Origin of the sequence: Pseudomonas sp. BF-R-24, assembly GCF_019947335.1 — a bacterium.
GTDB classification, from domain to species: domain Bacteria; phylum Pseudomonadota; class Gammaproteobacteria; order Pseudomonadales; family Pseudomonadaceae; genus Aquipseudomonas; species Aquipseudomonas jessenii.
Window position 1 is genome coordinate 75,237 of the sequence record NZ_JAGYGG010000021.1, and the last position, 17,511, is coordinate 92,747.

20 protein-coding genes are annotated in these 17,511 nt (G+C 61.1%); 18 read left to right on the forward strand and 2 right to left on the reverse strand.

The features are described 5' to 3' along the window. Positions 1-6: 6 nt before the first annotated feature. The 13 genes from flhF (at position 7) to KGA98_RS17760 (ending at position 12,339) form a co-directional block, all read left to right on the forward strand. Positions 7-1,335 carry a flagellar biosynthesis protein FlhF gene (gene flhF / locus KGA98_RS17700; RefSeq protein ID WP_150813429.1) on the forward strand — a complete coding sequence of 443 codons (1,329 nt, stop codon included), beginning with the start codon at positions 7-9 and terminating at the stop codon, positions 1,333-1,335. A 116-nt stretch (positions 1,336-1,451) separates the two neighbouring features. After that, positions 1,452-2,282 carry a flagellar synthesis regulator FleN gene (gene fleN / locus KGA98_RS17705; RefSeq protein ID WP_008001746.1) on the forward strand — a complete coding sequence of 277 codons (831 nt, stop codon included), beginning with the start codon at positions 1,452-1,454 and terminating at the stop codon, positions 2,280-2,282. Next, positions 2,279-3,019, forward strand: coding sequence for an RNA polymerase sigma factor FliA (gene fliA, locus KGA98_RS17710; protein ID WP_150813430.1), 741 nt, complete (start codon positions 2,279-2,281; stop codon positions 3,017-3,019). The genes fleN and fliA overlap by 4 nt, the downstream gene beginning before the upstream one ends. Positions 3,020-3,186: 167 nt before the next feature. Next, positions 3,187-3,558, forward strand: a complete 372-nt coding sequence (locus tag KGA98_RS17715) for a chemotaxis response regulator CheY (protein ID WP_003183998.1) — start codon at positions 3,187-3,189, stop codon at positions 3,556-3,558. Positions 3,559-3,579: 21 nt separating this feature from the next. Beyond that, the gene (locus KGA98_RS17720; protein ID WP_150813431.1) at positions 3,580-4,368 is read left to right on the forward strand and encodes a protein phosphatase CheZ; all 789 of its coding nucleotides are present in this window, start codon (positions 3,580-3,582) and stop codon (positions 4,366-4,368) included. A 46-nt stretch (positions 4,369-4,414) separates the two neighbouring features. Beyond that, complete coding sequence (locus tag KGA98_RS17725) at positions 4,415-6,679, forward strand: chemotaxis protein CheA (protein WP_218542772.1); 2,265 nt, start codon at positions 4,415-4,417, stop codon at positions 6,677-6,679. Between the two features lie 48 nt (positions 6,680-6,727). Beyond that, positions 6,728-7,852, forward strand: coding sequence for a chemotaxis response regulator protein-glutamate methylesterase (locus KGA98_RS17730; RefSeq protein WP_154860752.1), 1,125 nt, complete (start codon positions 6,728-6,730; stop codon positions 7,850-7,852). Beyond that, positions 7,852-8,592: a flagellar motor protein gene (locus tag KGA98_RS17735; protein ID WP_057715870.1), complete on the forward strand. Its 741-nt coding sequence runs from the start codon at positions 7,852-7,854 to the stop codon at positions 8,590-8,592. Before KGA98_RS17730 ends, KGA98_RS17735 begins: the two co-directional genes overlap by 1 nt. Positions 8,593-8,604: 12 nt before the next feature. Next, a complete protein-coding gene (gene motD, locus KGA98_RS17740; protein WP_154910943.1) occupies positions 8,605-9,495 on the forward strand; it encodes a flagellar motor protein MotD in 891 nt (296 codons plus the stop codon). Between the two features lie 43 nt (positions 9,496-9,538). Then, positions 9,539-10,327, forward strand: coding sequence for a ParA family protein (locus KGA98_RS17745; RefSeq protein ID WP_008000390.1), 789 nt, complete (start codon positions 9,539-9,541; stop codon positions 10,325-10,327). A gap of 126 nt (positions 10,328-10,453) precedes the next feature. Then, on the forward strand, positions 10,454-11,383 hold the full coding sequence (locus KGA98_RS17750; RefSeq protein WP_154947179.1) for a CheW domain-containing protein: 930 nt from the start codon (positions 10,454-10,456) through the stop codon (positions 11,381-11,383). A gap of 77 nt (positions 11,384-11,460) precedes the next feature. After that, a complete protein-coding gene (locus KGA98_RS17755) occupies positions 11,461-11,946 on the forward strand; it encodes a chemotaxis protein CheW (RefSeq protein WP_007980742.1) in 486 nt (161 codons plus the stop codon). Next, positions 11,947-12,339: a DUF2802 domain-containing protein gene (locus KGA98_RS17760; RefSeq protein ID WP_150813436.1), complete on the forward strand. Its 393-nt coding sequence runs from the start codon at positions 11,947-11,949 to the stop codon at positions 12,337-12,339. Between the two features lie 314 nt (positions 12,340-12,653). Here the strand turns inward: KGA98_RS17760 and KGA98_RS17765 are convergent, their stop codons facing one another. Together KGA98_RS17765 and KGA98_RS17770 are read right to left on the reverse strand one after the other, a co-directional pair. Continuing rightward, positions 12,654-12,983: an EscU/YscU/HrcU family type III secretion system export apparatus switch protein gene (locus KGA98_RS17765; RefSeq protein ID WP_218542774.1), complete on the reverse strand. Its 330-nt coding sequence runs from the start codon at positions 12,981-12,983 to the stop codon at positions 12,654-12,656. Beyond that, positions 12,980-14,554 (reverse strand): flagellar hook-length control protein FliK, encoded by a 1,575-nt coding sequence (locus KGA98_RS17770; RefSeq protein WP_218542775.1) that lies wholly within the window; start codon positions 14,552-14,554, stop codon positions 12,980-12,982. Before KGA98_RS17770 ends, KGA98_RS17765 begins: the two co-directional genes overlap by 4 nt. Positions 14,555-14,753: 199 nt before the next feature. Here KGA98_RS17770 and ccmA point away from each other — a divergent pair, with 199 nt between their 5' ends. The 5 genes from ccmA to ccmE all read left to right on the forward strand — a co-directional run bounded on the left by ccmA (position 14,754) and on the right by ccmE (position 17,508). After that, positions 14,754-15,389 carry a cytochrome c biogenesis heme-transporting ATPase CcmA gene (gene ccmA, locus KGA98_RS17775; RefSeq protein WP_057715865.1) on the forward strand — a complete coding sequence of 212 codons (636 nt, stop codon included), beginning with the start codon at positions 14,754-14,756 and terminating at the stop codon, positions 15,387-15,389. Beyond that, positions 15,386-16,054 carry a heme exporter protein CcmB gene (gene ccmB, locus KGA98_RS17780; RefSeq protein ID WP_007983326.1) on the forward strand — a complete coding sequence of 223 codons (669 nt, stop codon included), beginning with the start codon at positions 15,386-15,388 and terminating at the stop codon, positions 16,052-16,054. The genes ccmA and ccmB overlap by 4 nt, the downstream gene beginning before the upstream one ends. A 73-nt stretch (positions 16,055-16,127) precedes the next feature. After that, the gene (locus tag KGA98_RS17785) at positions 16,128-16,883 is read left to right on the forward strand and encodes a heme ABC transporter permease (protein WP_102669713.1); all 756 of its coding nucleotides are present in this window, start codon (positions 16,128-16,130) and stop codon (positions 16,881-16,883) included. Continuing rightward, positions 16,880-17,056, forward strand: a complete 177-nt coding sequence (gene ccmD, locus KGA98_RS17790; RefSeq protein WP_057715863.1) for a heme exporter protein CcmD — start codon at positions 16,880-16,882, stop codon at positions 17,054-17,056. The genes KGA98_RS17785 and ccmD overlap by 4 nt, the downstream gene beginning before the upstream one ends. After that, on the forward strand, positions 17,053-17,508 hold the full coding sequence (ccmE, locus tag KGA98_RS17795) for a cytochrome c maturation protein CcmE (protein WP_008052305.1): 456 nt from the start codon (positions 17,053-17,055) through the stop codon (positions 17,506-17,508). The genes ccmD and ccmE overlap by 4 nt, the downstream gene beginning before the upstream one ends. The last annotated feature ends 3 nt before the right edge of the window (positions 17,509-17,511 follow it).

Consider the following 17,511-nt stretch of genomic DNA (forward strand, 5'->3'; position numbering starts at 1 on the left):
TGGTTTATGCAAGTTAAGCGTTTTTTCGCCGCCGATATGCGTCAGGCCATGAAGCTGGTTCGCGATGAGCTGGGCGCTGATGCCGCCATCATTGGCAACCGCCGGATCGCCGGGGGGGTCGAACTGACGGCTGCGCTGGACTACAAGTTGTCGGCGCTGGCGCCGCGGGTTCCGAACATGGAGCTCGAAGACGAATTGCGCAAGACTCAGTCGCGGATCGTCACCGCCCAGGCCGAATTGAGCCTGCGTGGCGATGGCGAGAGCGACAATGCAACCAATCGCCAGCTGTTCGCCGGATTGCCGTTGACTGCCGCCGAGCCGCTGATCGAACCGACCTACGCCGAACCCCGTCGCCCCGCGCCGGCCGCTGCGCCAGCGTCCGGTGGCGTGGATCCACGTGCGTTCGACTCGATGCGTTTCGAGCTCAACAGCCTGCGCGAACTCATGGAAGTACAACTCGGCTCCCTGGCCTGGAATCAGCTGCAAGGCAGCCGTCCGGACCAGGCCAACCTCTGGCGTCGCCTGCAACGTATCGGCCTGTCTGGCCCGCTGTCGCGCGACCTGCTGGCAATGATCACCGAAATCGAAGAGCCTCGTCAGGCCTGGCGCATGTTGCTGGCGCACCTGGCGCGCATGATCGTTACTCCGGAGGTCGAGCCGCTGGAAGAGGGCGGCGTGATCGCCATGGTCGGCCCTGCCGGCATGGGCAAGACCACCACCCTGGCCAAGTTGGCTGCCCGTTATGTGCTCAAGTACGGCGCGCAGAACATTGCGCTGGTGAGCATGGACAGCTTCCGCATCGGTGCCCAGGAGCAGCTCAAGACCTTGGGGCGCATTCTCAATGTGTCGGTGACCCACGTCGACCCTGGCCAGTCCTTGGTGCAGGCGCTGGAGCCATTGCTGCGCAAGCGCGTGGTGCTGATCGATACCGCGGGCCTGCAGGCCAGCGATCCGGCGCTGCGCATGCAGCTCGAAAGTCTGGCCGGTCGCGGCATCCGTTCAAAAAATTATCTGGTTCTGGCAACCACCAGCCAGAAACAGGTTCTAACGGCCGCTTATCACAGTTACAAGCGCTGCGGGCTCGCCGGCTGCATTCTGACTAAACTGGATGAAACGGCTAGTCTGGGCGAGGTGTTGAGCCTTGCCATCAGTCATGAACTGCCGGTGGCTTACCTGACCGATGGCCCGCGGATCCCGGATGATTTGCATCTGCCGCGCCGTCATCAATTGGTCAGCCGCGCCGTGAGTGTGCAAATGCAGGAAGAACCCAGCGAAGAAGCCATGGCTGACATGTTCGCTGACATCTACCACAGCCCGACCAAGCAGGTTGGCTGAGGTAAAAATGAACAGTTTTTATACCTACATCGATGGTCTGCCATGCATTGTTCCGTTTGTGAACGCGCAGCCAGTAATGTGGCCTCCGTCTATGCAAGACAAGGTAAAGAAATAACATGGGCAGCATGCATCCCGTACAGGTGATCGCGGTGACCGGCGGCAAAGGTGGCGTCGGGAAAACTAATGTGTCAGTGAACTTGTCCCTGGCTTTGGCCGAACTTGGCCGGCGCGTCATGCTGTTGGACGCCGACCTGGGGCTGGCGAACGTCGACGTTCTGCTGGGCCTGACACCCAAACGTACCCTGGCCGACGTGATCGAAGGCCGCTGCGAACTGCGCGATGTATTGCTGCAGGGGCCCGGCGGCATCCGTATCGTTCCGGCCGCATCCGGCACTCAGAGCATGGTGCATCTGAGTCCCGCGCAACACGCCGGCCTGATCCAGGCCTTCAGTGATATCGGCGACAACCTCGACGTACTGGTGATCGACACCGCTGCGGGCATTGGTGACTCGGTAGTCAGTTTCGTCCGTGCAGCCCAGGAAGTGCTGCTGGTGGTGTGCGACGAGCCGACCTCGATCACCGATGCCTACGCCTTGATCAAGTTGCTGAACCGCGATTACGGCATGAACCGCTTCCGCGTCCTGGCCAACATGGCCCAGAGCCCGCAGGAAGGACGCAACCTGTTCGCCAAGTTGACCAAGGTCACGGATCGCTTCCTCGACGTCGCCTTACAATATGTCGGCGCGGTGCCCTACGACGAAAGCGTGCGCAAGGCCGTGCAGAAGCAGCGCGCCGTCTACGAGGCCTTCCCGCGTTCCAAGTGCTCGCTGGCGTTCAAGGCAATCGCACAAAAGGTTGATACCTGGCCGCTGCCTGCCAACCCGCGCGGGCACCTGGAGTTTTTCGTCGAGCGCCTCGTGCAGCAGACAGCAGGACCTGTTCTATGACAGCCAGCGGCTACAACCTCTACAAGAGATCGGCGCGTGATGCGCAGTACGAGCTGATCGAGCGTTACGCGCCGCTGGTTAAACGCATTGCCTACCACTTGCTGGCGCGTTTGCCGGCCAGTGTCCAGGTCGAAGACCTGATCCAGGCCGGGATGATTGGCCTGCTTGAAGTGTCGACCAAATATGACGCCGGCAAAGGCGCCAGTTTCGAGACGTACGCGGGCATACGAATCCGCGGCGCCATGCTCGATGAAGTGCGCAAGGGGGACTGGGCGCCACGTTCGGTCCACCGCAATACGCGCATGGTCAGCGATGCCATTCGCTCGATTGAAGCTAAAACCGGCCGTGACGCTAAAGATCACGAAGTTGCGGCCGAACTCCAATTGAGTCTCGACGATTACTACGGGATTTTGAACGACACCCTGGGCAGCCGGCTGTTCAGTTTCGACGACCTGTTGCAGGACGGCGAACACGAAGGGCTGCACGAGGATGGCGCGAGTGCTCATGTCGAGCCGTCACGCGACCTGGAGGATGAACGCTTCCAGGCTGCGCTGGCGGATGCGATTGCCAATTTGCCGGAGCGTGAGCGACTGGTGTTGGCGCTGTACTACGACGAAGAGTTGAATCTCAAGGAAATCGGTGAGGTCCTGGGGGTCAGCGAATCGCGGGTCAGCCAGTTACACAGCCAGTGCGCGGCCCGTTTGCGGGGGCGTTTGGGGGAGTGGCGAGCGCGCTGAAGGCAGTGTGGGGACACTGCGAACGAGGCCGGTGTGGTGTTGAACTGCGCCGGTCGCGATCTGTTGTGCTCCAGACAGTCATTGAGTGCTTTGCCGGATTGATTGAAATGGCGTGTCCAGGTGCTGGGCGCGTTTAAGACTGCTTGGAGGTCGAATTGGACAAGAACATGAAAATCCTCATCGTTGATGACTTCTCAACGATGCGGCGGATCATCAAGAACCTGCTGCGTGACCTTGGGTTCACCAACACCGTCGAGGCCGACGATGGCACTACCGCCATTCCGGTGCTCAACAGCGGAAGCATCGACTTTCTGGTAACGGATTGGAACATGCCTGGCATGACCGGTATCGATCTGCTGCGTCACGTGCGTGCCGATGAAAAGCTCAAGCACCTGCCGGTGCTGATGGTGACCGCTGAAGCCAAGCGCGAGCAGATCATCGAAGCGGCCCAGGCCGGCGTTAACGGCTATGTGGTCAAGCCCTTCACGGCCCAGGCGTTGAAAGAAAAAATCGAGAAGATTTTCGAACGCATTGGTTGATGAGTGCGCCACGGGGGAGCTATGGGCAATAACGAAACTTCATTGGGCGATTTTGAATCGACCCTGAAAAAACACGCCCTCGAATTGGTCGAGAGCCTTGAAAAAGGCAAGTTCGGCGACGCGGTGCAATTGATCCATGAGCTCAACCAGACCCGTGACCGCGGCCTGTATCAGGAAGTGGGCAAGCTCACCCGCGAACTGCATAGCGCGATCGTCAATTTCCAGATTGACCCGCACATGCCGCAGGCCGAAGAAGTGTCGCAGATCACCGACGCCACCGAGCGCCTGGGGTATGTGGTCAAGCTGACCGAGGCTGCGGCCAACCGCACCATGGATCTGGTGGAAAGTGCCACGCCGCTGGTCAATGGCCTGGCCGATGAAGCCAAGGTGTTGAGCGCGGACTGGGGGCGCTTCATGCGTCGCGAAGTCGGCGCCGAAGAGTTTCGTGAACTGGCCCGACGGGTCGACGGGTTCCTGACGCGCAGCGGCACGGACAATCGCGCGGTGTCGGGCAACCTGAACGACATCCTGCTCGCCCAGGATTACCAGGACCTCACAGGCCAGGTGATCAAGCGGGTGACCCAGTTGGTCACCGAAGTTGAAAGCAACCTGCTCAAGCTCGTGCTGATGGCCAGTCAGGTGGACCGCTTTGCGGGCATCGAACATGACCGTGAAGCGATGCTTGCTGAAAAAGATCCACAAAAACATCTCTCTCAGGGTGAAGGTCCGCAGATTCATGCCGATAAAAGAGAAGACGTTGTGTCCGGTCAGGACGATGTGGACGATTTGCTATCCAGCCTAGGGTTTTAGAATTTTAGGCATTTTAGGTTTTTAGACCTTTAGGAGCACCCCCTTAATGAGCTTCGGCGCCGATGAAGAGATCCTTCAGGATTTCCTGGTTGAGGCCGGCGAGATTCTAGAGCAACTGTCCGAGCAACTGGTCGAGCTGGAAAGCCGTCCGGATGATGCGGATTTGCTCAATGCAATTTTTCGCGGTTTTCACACTGTAAAAGGGGGCGCCGGCTTCCTCCAGCTCAACGAGCTGGTGGAGTGCTGCCACATCGCCGAGAACGTGTTCGACATCCTGCGCAAGGGTGAGCGTCGCGTCGACTCGGAACTGATGGACGTGGTTCTCGAAGCGCTGGACGCGGTGAACAGCATGTTCAGCGAAGTCCGCGAACGCAGCCCGATCACGGCTGCGACACCGGAACTGCTCGCGGCGCTGGCCCGTCTGGCCGAGCCGCAATCGGCTGACGAGGCGGCTGCCGCACCTGTCGTCGCCGTGGTCCAAGCGCCTGTGGCTGAAAGCGAGTCGGGCGATATCACCGACAATGAATTCGAACAACTGCTGGACTCGCTGAACGCCGTCAAGGCCCAGGCCGAGGCCCCGGCGGCTGTTCCAGCGCCTGCTGGCAATGCCGCTGGCAGCGACGAAATCACCGATGCCGAGTTCGAGTCGTTGCTCGATCAACTGCACGGCAAAGGCCAGTTCGCCGTTGACGCGTTGGTCCCGGCACCGGCTGCGCCAGAAGCCCCGAAAGCGACTGGCGACAGTTCCGATATTACTGACGACGAATTCGAAGCACTGCTCGACCAGCTGCACGGCAAGGGTAATTTTGCTGTCGAGGCGCTGGAGTCGGCCATTGCTTCTGTGCCTGCACCCGCGGCACCAAGCGCGGTGGCGGCCGGCAGCGATCTGATATCCGATCACGAGTTCGAAGCGCTGCTCGACGAATTGCACGGTAAAGGCAAGTTCACTGAGGTGGGCGTGACGGTTGGAACGGCAACCGGCGCCAACGCCTCGGTTGCGGCACCTGCCGCCAAGGCAACCGCGCCGAAACCGGTGGCCAGGGCCCCCGAGCCAAAAGCCGAAGTGTCGGCCCCGGCAACTGCTGCACCGGCATCGTCCCGTGCCCCGGCCGCGCCACTGGCGGAAAAGCCGGCGAGCGAAGCCGAGACCACCGTACGTGTCGATACCGCGCGTCTGGACGAGATCATGAACATGGTCGGCGAGTTGGTGCTGGTGCGTAACCGCCTGGTCCGCCTGGGCCTCAACAGCGGCGACGAAGCCATGTCCAAGGCCGTGTCGAACCTCGACGTGGTCACCGCCGACTTGCAAACCGCGGTCATGAAGACCCGGATGCAACCGATCAAGAAAGTCTTCGGGCGCTTCCCGCGCCTGGTTCGCGACCTGGCCCGCCAGCTCAAGAAAGAGATCAACCTGGAGCTGGTCGGCGAAGAAACCGACCTCGACAAGAACCTCGTCGAGGCCCTGGCCGACCCGCTGGTCCACTTGGTGCGCAACGCGGTTGACCACGGCATCGAGTCGCCGGAAGAACGCGAAGCCTCGGGCAAGGCCCGTGGCGGCAAGGTGATCCTGGCGGCGGAGCAGGAAGGCGACCACATCCTGCTGTCGATTTCCGACGACGGCAAGGGCATGGACCCGAACGTGTTGCGTTCCATCGCGGTAAAACGCGGTGTGATGGACAAGGATGCCGCCGATCGCCTGAGCGACACCGAATGCTACAACCTGATTTTCGCCCCGGGTTTCTCGACCAAGACCGAGATTTCCGACGTATCGGGTCGTGGCGTGGGCATGGACGTGGTGAAAACCAAGATTTCCCAGCTCAACGGCTCGATCAACATCTACTCGGCCAAGGGCCAGGGTTCGAAGATCGTCATCAAGGTGCCGCTGACCCTGGCGATCATGCCGACGCTGATGGTCATGCTCGGTAACCAGGCGTTCGCGTTCCCGCTGGTGAACGTCAACGAGATCTTCCACCTCGACCTGTCGACCACCAACGTCGTGGACGGCCAGGAAGTGGTGATCGTGCGGGACAAGGCGCTGCCATTGTTCTATCTCAAACGCTGGCTGGTCAGCTCCGCCGCTCACGAAGAGCAGCGCGAGGGCCATGTGGTGATCCTTTCGGTGGGCACGCAGCGGATCGGCTTTGTCGTCGATCAACTGGTGGGCCAGGAAGAAGTGGTCATCAAGCCATTGGGCAAAATGCTCCAGGGAACCCCGGGCATGTCCGGCGCCACCATCACCGGTGACGGCCGCATCGCGCTGATTCTCGATGTTCCGAGCATGCTCAAGCGTTACGCCACACGGCGTATTTGATTCTGGTGGAGCGAGGCGCCTGGCCTCGCTCCATCTAATGGAGTGTTTATGGCAGTCAAAGTCCTGGTGGTGGACGATTCGGGGTTTTTCCGCCGCCGCGTCTCGGAAATTCTTTCAGCGGATTCCAATATCCAGGTCGTCGGCACGGCGACCAACGGCAAAGAGGCGATTGATCAGGCGCTGGCCCTCAAGCCGGATGTGATCACCATGGACTACGAGATGCCGATGATGGACGGCATCACCGCCGTGCGGCACATCATGCAACGCTGTCCGACCCCGGTCCTGATGTTCTCCTCGCTGACCCACGAAGGCGCCCGGGTCACCCTCGATGCGCTGGATGCCGGCGCAGTGGACTTCCTGCCGAAGAATTTCGAAGACATCTCGCGCAACCCCGAGAAGGTCAAGCAACTGTTGTGCGAGAAGATCCTGAGCATCTCGCGCAGCAATCGTCGCGTCAGCACTTACAGCGCTCCGGCCCCTGTGGCCGCACCTGCTCCAACAGCTGCGCCTTCGAGCGTCGGCGGTTACGGCAGCAGCGCGCCCGTGCGTCCGGCACCGATCCCTGCGCGTACGCATGCGGCCACTGCGTCGTCGCCCGCGCCGAAACGCAAAGCCTTCAAACTGGTGGCCATCGGTACGTCCACCGGCGGCCCGGTCGCCCTGCAGCGAGTGTTGACCCAATTGCCGGCCAACTTCCCGGCCCCGATCGTGCTGGTTCAACACATGCCGGCGGCCTTCACCAAGGCCTTTGCCGAGCGCCTGGACAAGCTCTGCCGCATCAGCGTCAAGGAGGCCGAGGATGGCGATATCCTGCGTCCGGGCCTGGCGCTGCTGGCGCCGGGTGGCAAGCAGATGATGATCGACGGCCGCGGCGCGGTGAAAATCCTCCCGGGTGACGAACGTCTCAATTACAAGCCGTGCGTGGATATCACCTTCGGTTCGGCAGCCAAGACCTACGGTGACAAAGTTCTGGCGGTGGTCCTGACCGGCATGGGCGCCGACGGCCGCGAAGGCGCGCGCCTGCTCAAGCAGGGCGGCAGTTCGATCTGGGCGCAGGACGAAGCCAGTTGCGTGATCTACGGCATGCCGATGGCCATCGTCAAAGCCGAGCTCGCCGACGCGGTGTACAGCCTGGACGACATTGGCAGGCACCTGGTCGAGGCCTGTATCTGATGGATGTTCTAAGCCTGATTGGCATCATCATGGCCTTTGTCGCGATCATCGGCGGCAACTACCTTGAAGGCGGTCACCTCGGCGCCCTGGCCAACGGCCCGGCAGCGCTGATCGTGCTCGGCGGCACCATTGGCGCCGCGCTACTGCAATCGCCGATGAGTGCCTTCAAGCGCGCCATGCAGATCCTCGCCTGGATCCTGTTCCCGCCCCGTGTCGATCTGGCCGGTGGCATCGACCGCGTGGTGAACTGGAGCCTGACCGCCCGCAAGGAAGGCCTGCTGGGCCTTGAAGGCATCGCCGATGCCGAGCCCGATAACTACGCACGCAAAGGCCTGCAACTGCTGGTGGATGGCGCCGAGCCGGAAGCGATCCGCAGCATTCTGGAAGTGGACTTCTACACCCAGGAAAGCCGCGACATCGAAGCGGCCAAAGTCTTCGAAAGCATGGGCGGTTACGCGCCGACCATCGGCATCATCGGTGCGGTCATGGGCCTGATTCATGTCATGGGCAACCTCGCTGATCCATCGCAACTGGGCAGCGGTATTGCCGTGGCGTTCGTCGCCACTATCTACGGCGTGGCCAGTGCCAACCTGGTGCTGCTGCCGATTGCCGCCAAACTCAAATCCATCGCGTTACGTCAGTCGCGTTATCGCGAGATGTTGCTGGAAGGGCTCCTGTCGATCGCCGAAGGTGAAAACCCTCGCTCCATTGAGTTGAAGCTTCAGGGCTTCATGGATTAAGGGAATAAGCTCATGGCACGTCGTCGCCAGCATGAAGAGCATGTAAACCATGAACGTTGGCTGGTTTCCTATGCCGACTTCATCACCTTGCTGTTCGCCTTTTTCGTGGTGATGTACTCCATCTCGTCGATCAACGAAGGCAAGTACAAGGTCATTTCCGAGGCATTGATCGGGGTCTTTACCGACTCCGACCGTTCGCTCAAGCCGATCCCCATCGGAGACGAGCGGCCGAAGACCGTGACCCCGGCCAAGCCGCTGGTCAAGGACAGTGACCAGGTCGATGCCGGCGTCTCCGGCACCAGCGATCCCCTCAAGAGCATCGCCGACGACATCAGTGCGGCGTTCGGTGACCTGATCAGCTCCAACCAGATGACCGTGCGCGGCAACGAGTTGTGGGTCGAGATCGAGCTCAATTCCAGCCTGCTGTTCGGCAGCGGCGACGCCATGCCCAGCGACATCGCGTTCAACATCATCGACAAGGTCGCGGCGATCCTGAAGCCGTTCGACAACCCGATCCATGTCGAAGGTTTCACCGACGATCAACCGATCCGTACCGCGCAGTACCCGACCAACTGGGAGCTGTCCTCGGCACGCTCGGCGAGCATCGTGCGCATGCTGGCGATGCAAGGGGTGAACCCCGGTCGCCTGGCTTCGGTGGGCTACGGCGAGTTTCAGCCGGTGGCCAACAACGCCACCGCCGAAGGCCGCGCCCGCAACCGTCGCGTGGTGCTGGTGGTGTCGCGCAACCTCGATGTTCGCCGCAGCCTGACCGGCACCGGAACCGCCCATGCGCAACCGGATGCCGCTTTGAAGCGTGCTGGCACACAAACTGCACCGACCCCGGTCAAGTCGCCGGTACGAGAGAACGCCGTCAATTCTCCGTCACCCGCATTAACACGTTGAGCTATTTCTCGGTCGATCCGTTCGGCCGGGAGGAACAATCCGAATGAGAGTCTGGGCAGTCGCCAATCAAAAGGGTGGTGTCGGTAAAACCACTTCCTCCATCGCTTTAGCCGGTTTACTGGCGGAGGCGGGCAAGCGTGTGGTCGTGGTCGATCTCGACCCCCACGGCTCCATGACCAGCTACTTCGGCTACGATCCCGACGCCCTGGAGCACAGCAGCTACGACCTGTTCCTGCACAAGGGCAACGTGCCCCAAGGCCTGCCGGGTCAACTGCTGCTGTCGACCAGTGACGAACGCATCTCCCTGTTGCCCTCCAGCACCGCACTGGCCACCCTTGAGCGCCAGTCGCCGGGGCAGAGCGGTTTGGGCCTGGTGATTGCCAAGAGCCTGGCGCAACTGTGGCAGGACTTCGATTACGCCGTGATCGACAGCCCGCCATTGCTCGGCGTGCTGATGGTCAATGCCTTGGCGGCGAGCCAGCAACTGGTGATCCCGGTGCAGACCGAGCATCTGGCGGTCAAAGGCCTTGAGCGCATGGTCAACACCCTGGCGATGATCAATCGCTCTCGCAAACAGGCGCTGCCCTTCACCATCGTGCCGACCCTGTTTGACCGCCGCACCCAGGCGTCCCTCGGAACGTTGCGCGTGCTGCGCGACAAATTCCCCGACGAAATCTGGCAAGGCTATATCCCGGTGGACACGCGCCTGCGCGATGCCAGCCGCGCCGGTCTGACGCCTTCGCAATTCGACGGCAAGAGCCGTGGCGTTCTCGCTTACCGTGCGTTGCTCAAGCATTTGCTGGCGGCGCAACTTGTGCCGCAGGTGGCGTGACATGAGCCCAATTCCTGTAGGAGCGAGCTTGCTCGCGATGGTCGTCAACGATGACGCGGGAAACCTGACACCCCGTGGCGCTCTCAGGTTCATCGCGAGCATGCTCGCTCCTACAGGTGCGTGCTCATGAACCGGCCATTGAAGACCACTTCGCGCCCGCAACTGGCATTGCAGTCCTACCTGGACAGCTTGCTGCAGGAAGTGACCGAAGAATTGACGCTGCCCGTAGAGGCAGTGGCCGAGGAGATCGCCGCAGAAGCGGTGCTGGACGAGTTTCAGGCAGCGGTGCTCGAAGAGCAGGCCCGCGACGCCGCAGCCGCTGTGACGGTCGTCCCGGTGCAGGCATCGGTGGCGCCAGTGTTCAAGGCGCCGGTGATCGAAGCTCCGGTCCCTGTTATGGCGCCGGTCTCGACCATCGCGCCGCTGCTGCAAGCCTTGGTGCCACCACCTGTCGAGGCGCAGCCAGCAGTCGTCGAAGTGCAGCAAATCCTGGTGCCGCCGGTCGTCGATGTGCATCTACCACCGAGCAACACGCCGCCCCCGGTTGAGTCCGATGGTCGTCCGTCCTGGGCTGCCGAACCCTTCGAATGCCTGCTGTTCGATGTCGCCGGCTTGACCCTGGCGGTGCCGCTGGTGTGCCTGGGGTCGATTTACTCCCTGGCCGGTCACGAGTTGACCCCATTGTTCGGCCAGCCCGAATGGTTCCTGGGCATCCTGCCGAGCCAGGCCGGCAATCTCAAGGTGCTCGATACCGCGCGTTGGGTCATGCCCGACCGTTACCGCGACGATTTCAAGCAAGGCCTGCAATACGTGATTTCGGTGCAAGGCTACGAGTGGGGACTGGCGGTGCATCAGGTCAGCCGCTCGTTGCGTCTGAACCCGAATGAAATCAAATGGAGAAGTCACCGAGGTCAGCGGCCATGGCTGGCCGGCACGGTAATAGAACACATGTGCGCCTTGCTCGATGTCGCCTCACTGGCCGAGTTGATCGCCAGCGGCGGAGCCCGGCACATGTCCGGCGGCAAGCCGGGCCACAAACCGACATCAGTCAAATAAACAAAACAGGCGACGTCACATCTGATGATGTTGCACAGAACACACACCGCCAGGGCGGTTTTTTGAGGGGGCAGGGTATGAATGACAAGGCAACGGCGGCAAAAGGTTCCGAAGATCCGATCCTGCAATGGGTCACCTTCAAGCTGGACAACGAGACCTACGGCATCAACGTGATGCGCGTCCAGGAAGTCTTGCGTTACACCGAAATCGCCCCGGTCCCGGGTGCCCCGAGCTACGTGCTGGGCATCATCAACCTGCGCGGCAACGTCGTGACCGTGATCGACACCCGCCAGCGCTTCGGCCTGATGAATGCCGAGATCAGCGACAACACCCGTATCGTCATCATCGAAGCCGACAAGCAGGTGGTCGGGATCATGGTCGACAGCGTGGCCGAAGTGGTTTACCTGCGTCAGTCGGAAATCGAAACCGCGCCGAACGTGGGTAACGAAGAGTCCGCCAAGTTCATTCAAGGCGTATGCAACAAGAACAACGAATTGCTCATCCTGGTCGAGCTCGACAAGATGATGAGCGAAGAAGAATGGTCGGAACTGGAGAGTATCTGATTGATTCTCGAGGTTGCGGTCATTGTCCTGTTCCTGTTCTGGGCAGGTACGCTGGCAATGTTCCTGGCATACATTCGCGGTCAAAAGCAGATCGCCGCGCAACAGGCCCAGGGTGATGCGCTGCGCGATCAGCGCATCAAGGACCTGGCCAGGCGCGTCGAGGATTACCAGAACGGCAACGTGCGCATGGGCGAGGACCTGTATGAACTGCGGGCGATCGTCGCGCCCTTGCCGGACAAACTCGCCCAGCTGGAACAACGCGACCCCTCAAGCCTGTCGTTCGCCCAGGCGGCGCGACTGGTCGGGATGGGCGCCAGCGTCAACGAACTGACCCAGTCCTGCGGCTTGACCCAGGCTGAGGCGGAGTTGATGAGCAAGTTGCACAAGAACTGACAGCCTGTAGGAGCGAGCTTGCTCGCGATGGTCGTTAACGATGACGCGGGCTTCCTGAAGAAACGCGGCGCTCATACCTCCATCGCGAGCAGGCTCGCTCCTACAATGGTTCTATGTCGGACACAGAACATGTGTTCACCTGTAGGAGCGAGCCTGCTCGCGATGGACGTTAACGATGACGCGGGCTTCCTGGAGAAACGCGGCGCTCATGCCGCCATCGCGAGCAAGCTCGCTCCTACAGTGGTTCTATATCGGACATGGAACATGAGTTCACCTGTGGGAGCGAGCTTGCTCGCGATGGCGTACTCGAAAACTCAATAATCATCCCCTCGCTCGGTAATGTCTTTCTCCACCGTCAGCGCATCCGGACCGATCCCCGCCGGAAACTTCCCTTTCAAACTCCACGCAAACGCAATGATCTCGGCAATCGTCAGATAGAGTTCCTGCGGAATGCTGTCCCCCAGTTCCATGCGCGCCAGCAGTCTCACCAGTTCGGCGTTTTCGTAGATCGGCACTTCGCAGTCGCGGGCAATGCGCAGGATTTCTTCCGCCAGCTCTTCGTCGCCTTTGGCGGTGAGGGTGGGGGCGTGGGTGCCGTCGTATTTGAGGGCGATGGCCTGGCGTGGGGTGTTGGGGGTGTTCATGCGGTTTCGTCCACCCAGCGTTGTTCGAGGCGGGTTTGCGGGCCTTGGGGCGGTGTACCGAGGTGGCAATCGAGGTCGCCGACGTTCAGACCGACGGACAGCAGGCGATCACGCAGCCCGGCCAAATTGCTTTCGATCAGGCTGGCGGTGTATGGCCGCTCGGCCCAGAGCTGGCCGCAGAGGCTGCCCTTGATCAGTTGCGCCTGGATTTGCAGCGGCCCCAAAGGCTCCATGGCGAAGGCCAGCTCCACACGCCACAGTTGTTGCTTGGGTTCGTGTTCTTCGCGACGTTCCTTTGGCTGTTGTTTTTCGGCGGCGTCTTCGCGCTGGAACTTGACCTGCAAGGGCACGATGTCCTGCATATTGCGCATCGGGATTTCCAGCTGCCAGGTGCTCATCAGCCGTCCGTCGGCGGTTACGCCGGTCTGTTCCAGGCCCGACAGTTGATGGCTTTGCAGGCGTGAAACCGCGGCGGCGGCCAGGCGAAGCAGGTGTTCGAGGTCGTTTTCACCGTCGGCGCCTTTTAACAGACGTTCGGGCAGCGGGAAACCGGTCGGCGACGGCTTGGCACTGACCTGACCGAGCATGCCCAGGGCATTGCGGACAAAATTCGGCATGGCCTGGACCAGGGTATTGGCGGCGATGATCGCGCCGAGGCTGGTGTTGGCCGGCAAGCCCTGACTCAACTGCGCAACCAGTTTGAGCAAATCGCCTTTCATGTCCGGCGCGAGCGTCGGGTTTTGCCCGGTCAGCAGTTTGCTTTCGAGAAACATGCCGCTGCTGGCCAGGGCCTGGGCCAGGCCCTTGGGGGTGCTCAACTGTTGAACATCCGGCAAGCCGGCGAGCAAACGGGCAGCAGCGCTGCGCAATTCAACGGATGTCTGGTCCGAGGTCGGAAGATTCTGCAGGCGCTTGAGCAAGCTATCCAGCGAGCCCTGGCGGCTTTGCTGGTCGACCAGTTGCCGGGTCACCGCCAGTTGTTCCTGTCGGCTGCTCAGGGGCACGAACTTCACTGTCTGGGCGTCCTGCACCTGTGCGCTCAACAAGGTGCCGATGCGCAAGGGTTGCGGGCTGTCGATACTCAGTGTGCTGCCGCTCAGTGCGGTGTTGAGCAGGCCCACCATCGAGCGAAACACCATGGGCTGGCCGGGCACCTGGGGCAGCATTTGCGAGGTCAGCACTTTGCCCTGCAGCAGGGTGCCAACGGGCAGTTGCGCGGTGTCGAGGTGGGTGAGGGTGGCGACGTTGGAAGCAATGGCCTGTTGCACCGTCACGGCCAGGCTGCCGGCCGAGGGTTGGGTGACGACCAGCGTGGTGCCCTGGGTCAGCGGTTGATTGCTGGTGGTCTGGACCGTGGTCTGACGACCGCTGTCGAGGGTGACCTTGAGCAGAAGCTGGAAAGTCTGGTCCGCCTGCTTGAGCGACAACACTTCGGCCTGGGCGGTTTGACCGACGTTGATCAGCCCCTCCACCGGCGTCAGCAACTTGAGCAACTCACCGCTGACCACCTGCGGGCGAGAAGTCGCCGGGAGGGTTTGCGGTAGCGGGAGGATGTTCATTTCGCCTGTCATACGCGGTCACAACCTGAGGAAAATGCACTCTTTAGAGTAAGGTATGGCATGTATAATGCCGCGCCGTTGTATCCAATAATGGCGAAAACTTTGCAATTCTTTGACGCAGCTCTCTAGAACAAGACGCCATTGCATCTATGCTGCATCTCTTTAACGGCCGCGCCAGAGCCGACTTGAACCGTATAAGGCCCGTGATCCCTTGACCAGTCCTGTCCTGCAAACCGTTGCCCTTGCCTGTGAGCGAGACCTTCGGCTGCTCTTCGAAAATCTCGATTTGAGACTGGCCAGTGGCGAAATGATGCAAATCAGTGGCCCCAACGGCAGCGGCAAGACCAGCCTGTTGCGCCTGCTCTCCGGGCTGATGCATCCGACCGCCGGTCAAGTGCTGCTCAACGGCAAGCCCCTTGATGAGCAGCGCGCTGAGCTGGCGCGCAATCTGCTGTGGATCGGCCATGCGGCGGGAATCAAGGATCTGCTGACACCGGAAGAGAACCTGAGTTGGCTCTGCGCCCTGCATCAACCGGCCTCCCGTGAGGCGATCTGGCAAGCCTTGGCGGCGGTCGGATTGCGCGGATTCGAAGATGTTCCCTGCCACACTCTGTCCGCTGGGCAGCGGCGTCGCGTCGCACTGGCGCGTTTGTATCTGGACAGCCCGCCGTTGTGGATTCTCGATGAGCCGTTCACCGCTCTCGACAAGCAAGGCGTGGCGCAACTCGAAGAACACCTGGCCGGCCACTGCGAACGTGGCGGCATGGTGGTGTTGACCACCCACCACACGCTGAGCCGGATGCCGGCCGCTTATCGCGACATCGATCTGGGGAATTGGGCCGTATGAGTGTTTTTGGCCTGTTGGTCGCCCGTGAGGCCCGTCTGCTGTTTCGCCGTCCCGCGGAGCTGGCCAATCCGCTGGTGTTTTTCGCCATTGTCGTTTCCCTGTTCCCGTTGGCGGTCGGACCCGAGTCTCAATTGTTGCAAACCTTGTCTCCGGGGTTGGTCTGGGTCGCGGCACTTTTATCGGTTCTGCTCTCGCTGGACGGGCTTTTCCGCAGTGATTTCGAAGACGGATCCCTTGAGCAGTGGGTCCTTTCGCCGCACCCCCTGCCTCTTCTGGTTTTGGCCAAAGTGCTGGCACACTGGGCTTTTTCCGGTCTGGCACTGGTTTTGCTCGCACCCTTGCTGGCGCTGATGCTCGGTTTGCCTGCCGCCTGTCTGCCGGTGTTGCTGCTTTCGTTGCTGCTCGGTACACCGGTACTGAGCCTGCTCGGTGCGGTGGGTGCGGCGCTGACAGTAGGTTTGAAGCGCGGCGGCCTGTTGCTGGCACTGCTGATTCTGCCGTTGTACATCCCGGTATTGATCCTTGGCAGTGGCGCCTTGCAGGCGGCCTTGCAGGGAATGCCGGCGACCGGTTATCTCCTATGGCTTGGCAGCCTGACCGCCTTGGCGATAACCCTGACACCTTTTGCAATAGCCGCTGGCTTGAAGATCAGCGTCGGCGAATAATGAGGTCTGGTCAAAAATTGATCAGTAAAGGCCCTGGCTCTTCACAGTAAAGAGCAACCGTGATGGAAACAGTATGAACTGGACGTGGTTTCACAAGCTTGGCTCGCCCAAATGGTTTTACGGCATCAGCGGCAAAATGCTGCCCTGGCTGAGCGTTGCGGCGTTGCTGCTGATCGGCGTTGGCGTGGTCTGGGGCCTGGCCTTCGCGCCGCCGGACTACCAGCAGGGCAATAGCTTTCGCATCATCTATATCCACGTTCCGGCCGCCATGCTGGCGCAGTCCATCTACGTGATGCTGGCCGTGTGCGGCATCGTCGGCCTTGTGTGGAAGATGAAACTGGCCGACGTCGCCCTGCAATGCGCGGCGCCCATCGGCGCCTGGATGACCGCCGTGGCGCTGGTCACCGGGGCGATCTGGGGCAAGCCGACCTGGGGCTCGTGGTGGGTCTGGGATGCACGCCTTACGTCCATGCTTATCCTGCTGTTCCTGTACTTCGGTCTCATTGCATTGGGCAACGCCATCAGCAATCGTGACAGCGCGGCCAAGGCCTGTGCGGTGCTGGCGATCGTTGGTGTGATCAACATCCCGATCATCAAGTACTCGGTGGAGTGGTGGAACACCCTGCACCAGGGCGCGACCTTCACCCTCACCGAAAAACCGGCGATGCCAGCCGAGATGTGGCTGCCACTGCTGCTGACGGCGCTGGGTTTCTACTGTTTCTTCGGCGCGGTCCTGCTGCTGCGCATGCGTCTTGAAGTGCTCAAGCGCGAAGCCCGGGCCAGTTGGGTCAAAACCGAAGTCGAAAACAGCCTGGAGGTCGCTCGATGAGTTTTGCTTCATTCGGCGACTTCGTCGCCATGGGTCATCATGGCCTGTATGTCTGGTCAGCCTATGGCATCTGCCTGGCGGTATTGGCCCTCAACGTGGCGGCGCCGATCCTGGCCCGCAAGCGGTATCTGCAACAAGAGGCGCGCCGTCTGCGCCGGGAGAACGGCAAGTGAATCCGCTGCGTAAAAAGCGTCTTATCATCATTCTCGCGATCCTGGTCGGGGTCGGCGCTGCCGTTGGCCTGGCCCTGAGTGCCCTGCAGCAGAACATCAACCTGTTTTACACACCGACCCAGATCGCCAACGGCGAAGCCCCGCAGGACACGCGTATCCGTGCCGGCGGCATGGTCGAAGCCGGTTCCTTGCAGCGCTCCGGCGACTCGCTGGACGTGAAGTTTGTCGTCACCGACTTCAACAAATCCGTGACCATCACTTATCGCGGCATCCTGCCGGACCTGTTCCGCGAAGGGCAGGGCATTGTTGCCCTGGGCAAACTCAACGCTGACGGCGTCGTGGTGGCCGATGAAGTGCTGGCCAAGCACGATGAAAAGTACATGCCGCCGGAAGTGACCAAGGCGTTGAAAGACAGCGGCCAGTCGGCACCCACTCCCGCGAAAGAGGGCTAACTG

Excerpts from the sequence above, each read along its gene's own strand:
- flhF (WP_150813429.1), top strand. The coding sequence starts at position 7 with ATGCAAGTTAAGCGTTTTTTCGCCGCCGATATGCGTCAGGCCATGAAG.
- fleN (WP_008001746.1), top strand. The coding sequence starts at position 1,452 with ATGGGCAGCATGCATCCCGTACAGGTGATCGCGGTGACCGGCGGCAAA.
- fliA (WP_150813430.1), top strand. The coding sequence starts at position 2,279 with ATGACAGCCAGCGGCTACAACCTCTACAAGAGATCGGCGCGTGATGCG.
- KGA98_RS17715 (WP_003183998.1), top strand. The coding sequence starts at position 3,187 with ATGAAAATCCTCATCGTTGATGACTTCTCAACGATGCGGCGGATCATC.
- KGA98_RS17720 (WP_150813431.1), top strand. The coding sequence starts at position 3,580 with ATGGGCAATAACGAAACTTCATTGGGCGATTTTGAATCGACCCTGAAA.
- KGA98_RS17725 (WP_218542772.1), top strand. The coding sequence starts at position 4,415 with ATGAGCTTCGGCGCCGATGAAGAGATCCTTCAGGATTTCCTGGTTGAG.
- KGA98_RS17730 (WP_154860752.1), top strand. The coding sequence starts at position 6,728 with ATGGCAGTCAAAGTCCTGGTGGTGGACGATTCGGGGTTTTTCCGCCGC.
- KGA98_RS17735 (WP_057715870.1), top strand. The coding sequence starts at position 7,852 with ATGGATGTTCTAAGCCTGATTGGCATCATCATGGCCTTTGTCGCGATC.
- motD (WP_154910943.1), top strand. The coding sequence starts at position 8,605 with ATGGCACGTCGTCGCCAGCATGAAGAGCATGTAAACCATGAACGTTGG.
- KGA98_RS17745 (WP_008000390.1), top strand. The coding sequence starts at position 9,539 with ATGAGAGTCTGGGCAGTCGCCAATCAAAAGGGTGGTGTCGGTAAAACC.
- KGA98_RS17750 (WP_154947179.1), top strand. The coding sequence starts at position 10,454 with ATGAACCGGCCATTGAAGACCACTTCGCGCCCGCAACTGGCATTGCAG.
- KGA98_RS17755 (WP_007980742.1), top strand. The coding sequence starts at position 11,461 with ATGAATGACAAGGCAACGGCGGCAAAAGGTTCCGAAGATCCGATCCTG.
- KGA98_RS17765 (WP_218542774.1), bottom strand. The coding sequence starts at position 12,983 with ATGAACACCCCCAACACCCCACGCCAGGCCATCGCCCTCAAATACGAC.
- KGA98_RS17770 (WP_218542775.1), bottom strand. The coding sequence starts at position 14,554 with ATGACAGGCGAAATGAACATCCTCCCGCTACCGCAAACCCTCCCGGCG.
- ccmB (WP_007983326.1), top strand. The coding sequence starts at position 15,386 with ATGAGTGTTTTTGGCCTGTTGGTCGCCCGTGAGGCCCGTCTGCTGTTT.
- KGA98_RS17785 (WP_102669713.1), top strand. The coding sequence starts at position 16,128 with ATGAACTGGACGTGGTTTCACAAGCTTGGCTCGCCCAAATGGTTTTAC.
- ccmD (WP_057715863.1), top strand. The coding sequence starts at position 16,880 with ATGAGTTTTGCTTCATTCGGCGACTTCGTCGCCATGGGTCATCATGGC.